The organism is Microcystis sp. M53603_WE2 (assembly GCF_030065435.1).
The window spans coordinates 1-4208 of record NZ_JASJFF010000003.1; the positions used below are offsets into that span (position 1 = coordinate 1).

Below are 4208 nucleotides of genomic sequence, written 5' to 3' on the forward strand. Positions count from 1 at the left end.
ATGGCTTTAGAAACTTTCGGAATTTTTGGGTTAGAAGTATGTTATCTTGGCATCTTGTATGTTGATTTAGCATAAAGGGTAACGAAGAGCCAAGCGGGGTAGTAATTTTTAGGCAGTGGTTTGAGAAGCTCTTTTATGAGTTTTGAGAAATTCGTCATCAGGGCAAACTACCTATTGTGAGGGGGAATAAGTTGTCTAGATTCTATCTATAATAGCTTTTTTTGTCTGACTTTTCTCAACGTTCAACACTTCTAACATCAGTCTTTAATGTAACTCATCCCTTTAATAATGTTTGGGAACACATTAAAAGTTATATTAAAGTGGAAAGGTATGGTGAAAGAGGGGGAGAAGGGTATTATAATTGTGCCTAGTACATTAGTAGTTTGGTAGAAAGTGCTCAAACTTTTGCTCGAAAAATTCGAGGTCATTGGAACATAGAAAATCAGTTGCACTGGGTAAAAGACGTAATTTTTAAGGAAGATACTTTACCTTTAACTGACTTTCAAGCTGTTAGTAATTTGTCAATTCTCCCAACTATAGCTCTAAATCTTTTCAGAGGTTTAGGCTTTTTATCCTTTATCCTTTTATCCATTACAAAGGGGCAAAGATGGCTTGATAACAAGTGGTTCAGGCTTTGCGATTTGTTAGAATGAATCAGCCCTAGGGGCCGCTTGGGAATTCGGCAAAACCTTGGCCAGCCAAGCTATCCGCCAAAAAAACGCTAAAAAATAGTTAATATGTCCAGTTTGTTTCATCCCCTTTGTGGTAGTAACCTTAGTACCCTATTACGTTTATTTTTGACTAATGGCGGCATCGATCGCCCCAATTTCGCCCCGGCAACCCTGGCGCTGGCAGTTACCCTGGCGCGACTGCCTTTTTCTACCCTAGAACGAATTTTGATGACAGGGTTTTATGAGCGCCGCGTGCAGGTAAAAGCACCCATTTTTATTGTCGGCTATTGGCGCAGCGGCACGACCCATCTGCACAATTTACTCGGTCAATCGGAGCAATTTGGCTATATTTCGCCCCTAGCGGTGGGATTACCCTGGGATATCCTCGGTATCGTCCGCTTATTTCAACCGCTGCTAGAATTGGCCCTACCGAGCGATCGCCATGTGGATAACGTCGCTGTTACTCCCGATTCACCCCAAGAAGACTCGATCGCCCTGGCCAGCATGATCCCCCTTTCCTACTACCATGGTTTATACTTTCCCCAACGTTTTCAGTACCATTTCGATCGAGGGGTTTTTTTTCAGGGCTGCAGCGAGAAAGAAATCGCCACTTGGCAGCGTTGGCATACTCATCTATTAAAAAAAGTTTCCATCCATCAAAGAGGCAAACAATTACTAATCAAAAACCACGTTTATGCGGCACACATTGCCAAATTGCGAGCTATCTGGCCCGATGCTAAATTTATTCATATCTACCGCAATCCCTATCGAGTTTTTCCCTCAACCCGCCACTTTTTTACCCGCATCCTACCAGAACTAGCACTGCAATCCTACGATAATTTATCCACAGATGAAATCGAGCAGGTAATTCTAAAAAGTTATCCCCCAATGATCAATTCTCTCCTGCGAGATAGTGCCGATTTACCCGCCGATAGTTTTGTAGAAATTCGTTTTGAAGATTTAGAAAAAGAACCCCTAGCACAAATCGAGAAAATCTACGATCAACTGCAACTTCCCGACTTAAAAATATCTATGCCTCGCTTTGAGAAATATATCGCTAGTCTGCAAGGATATAAAAAAAATAATTATCCCCCAGACCCAAAAGCGCTCGAATTAGTCGAATCTCATTGGCTGCCATTTATTCAACGTTGGAATTATTTTTAGTTATCAGCTTTATCAGTTATCAGTTATCAGTTATCAGTTATCAGTTATCAGTTATCAGTTATCAGTTATCAGTTATAATTCATAATTCCCCATCTCCCCACTACCCCACTTCCCGCTCTCCTAGACCTTTTAAACAGGATTTAGTAAGTACCTAAGCAAAATTAATTACACCTATCTAACTACTTCTTGCCTATTGCCTATTGTCTATTGCCTATCCTAACCAAGAAATTAATTTTGCACGACTACTTATGAAATATCTTAAATTTATCTTTCTGGGTTTAGGTTTTGTTTTACTAGGGGTAATTTTACGCAAAACAAATCTGCAAGAAGTTTGGCAACAAATCACCCTAGTCGGTTGGTGGGGAATGACATTAGTAATTATTTTTTATTTCCTAGAATTCCTCACCGATGTTTTTACTTGGCAACTAACTTTTAAAAGCATTCCTATCCAACCTCGATGGACAATTCGCCTATTATTAATTTACATGGTAGGGGCAGCCTTTAATCGCGTGACTCCCTTCGCTTCTTTGGGAGGAGAAGGTTTTAAAGCAGTGATGTTAAAAACTCACTATCAGATTAGCTATAAAGAAACCAGTGCCTCGATTATTCTGACCAAGACATTAAATACTGCTTCCCTTGTCTTCTTTGCAATTATCGGTTTTTTTCTGCTCCTAGCTTCCCCAAAATTCTCCAATTCTTTTAAAACTTTTACTGGATTAAGTCTCGCTATATTCTCCAGTTGTATCCTGATATTTTTCTTGATTCAGCGATTCCGTTTATCCTCCAGAATAGTTAATCGATTAGGTCATTCTTTTTTAGGTGATCGCCTAGCTAAACCTTTAGAAAATCTTCGCAGTGTCGATGATCGTTTAGGGGAATTTTACCGGAATCTGCCCCTATTTAGAAATGGCTTGATCGTCGGTTTTCTCAATTGGCCCCTCGGAGTTTTAGAAATCTATGTTTTAATGCAGTTTCTCCAACATCCGATTAGTTTTGCCGATGCTTGGTTATTTGATTCTGTTGCCCAATTAGTGCGCGCTGGAACCTTTTTTATTCCTGCTAATATCGGTACTTTAGAAGGTTCTTTAGTGCTGCTGGGTGCTTCCTTAACCGGCAGTCTAGAATTAGGTTTAGCGATTTCCGTAATTCGCCGGGTTAAAGATGTTCTCTGGATTATATTAGGTTTATTGATCTGGTGGTTATTTTCCCTAAGACCGACTTTACCCGATCGCTCTTCAAAATAATCTCAATCATACTAAATCCGTTGAGTATAGGTAACATATCAGGATAGGCACTCATGTACTCATGCGCTCATGCAAAAAGGGGAATAAATAATCAGTCTTTAATAACCAGATTTAGTATTATCAGTAACTTTTATAGCGTTTCCCAATCTCATGAGGTACACCAAAATCTTAACTCCTGACTCCTGACTCCTCAAAACCTAAGACTCTGTACCTCACAACTATGGGAATTGCTATAAATTAGTACAAATATATGAACAACTGCGTGTAAGCATCCCACCGAAAAACTAATGCGCTCCGGGGTTTGGGGGGTTCTACCCCCCAAAAGTCTGGATTGAGGACAAAAAATCTAGAAAGCACAGTTTTTAAAAATTCGCCTGGTTAAAGATATTCTCTGGATTTTATTAGGTTTGTTGATCTGGTGGTTATTTTCCCTAAGACCAACTTTACCCGATCGCCCTTCAAAATAATCTCCATCAGTCAACCCCCGATTATTCATCCTGTAATTTTTCGCGCACATTGCGAACAATCCGCGATAATTCACTCTTTTCATCGACGCTAATTTTAGTTGGAGAACCACTAATAATCCGCTCGTAATTGCGGAAAGAATCCTTGATATCCGCCCCATCCTGACTGATAGTATATTCACGAATCCCTTTATCGTGCCAAGAACCGCGCATCTTAAAGACGTTAATCGCTCGCGACATTTCGCCGCGAATTTCCACATACTGCAACATTAAAATCGTGTCGGTAATCGTAGAAATATGGGATTCGGTGATCGAGTGCGCTCCCATGAATTGGTCGGTGGTATTGGTGAAAAATCCCGTAATTTCCTCCTGTTTGGCGTATCCTGTCACCCCGATCACAAATTGCCGAAAAGCATTATTTGTCACCCCGCGCGCGAGCGCCGATAGAGAATCGATGGCAATACGGGAGGGTTTAAATTCCGAGATTTCCGACTTAATCATCTGTAAATGGTCTTCTAATCCCGCCGATTCGGGGTAAGAACACAATAATTTTAATAATCCCTTGCGTTCCATCTCCTCAAAATCGATCCCCCAAGAAGAAGCATTTCGGGACAATTGGGCGCGAGATTCTTCATAAGCGAACAAAATCGCCCGCTCACCGCGCC

The 4208-nt window shown here is 40.8% G+C and carries 3 protein-coding genes and 1 pseudogene; 3 read left to right on the forward strand and 1 reads right to left on the reverse strand.

Going from position 1 to position 4208, the window contains the following annotated elements; all coding sequences use genetic code 11:
* Nucleotides 1-260: 260 nt before the first annotated feature.
* From PX481_RS00090 to PX481_RS00100, 3 genes and pseudogenes are all read left to right on the forward strand, one after another.
* Nucleotides 261-653: pseudogene (locus PX481_RS00090) on the forward strand (ISAs1 family transposase); the annotation flags it as partial.
* Between the two features lie 84 nt (nucleotides 654-737).
* Nucleotides 738-1835, forward strand: a complete 1098-nt coding sequence (locus PX481_RS00095) for a sulfotransferase family protein (RefSeq protein WP_002760199.1) — start codon at nucleotides 738-740, stop codon at nucleotides 1833-1835.
* 248 nt (nucleotides 1836-2083) lie between these two features.
* Nucleotides 2084-3079, forward strand: coding sequence for a lysylphosphatidylglycerol synthase transmembrane domain-containing protein (locus PX481_RS00100; protein ID WP_288093002.1), 996 nt, complete (start codon nucleotides 2084-2086; stop codon nucleotides 3077-3079).
* Between the two features lie 488 nt (nucleotides 3080-3567).
* Here PX481_RS00100 and PX481_RS00105 read toward each other — a convergent pair.
* The coding region (locus PX481_RS00105; protein ID WP_288093005.1) for an ATPase domain-containing protein at nucleotides 3568-4208 on the reverse strand (641 nt) is incomplete at its 5' end.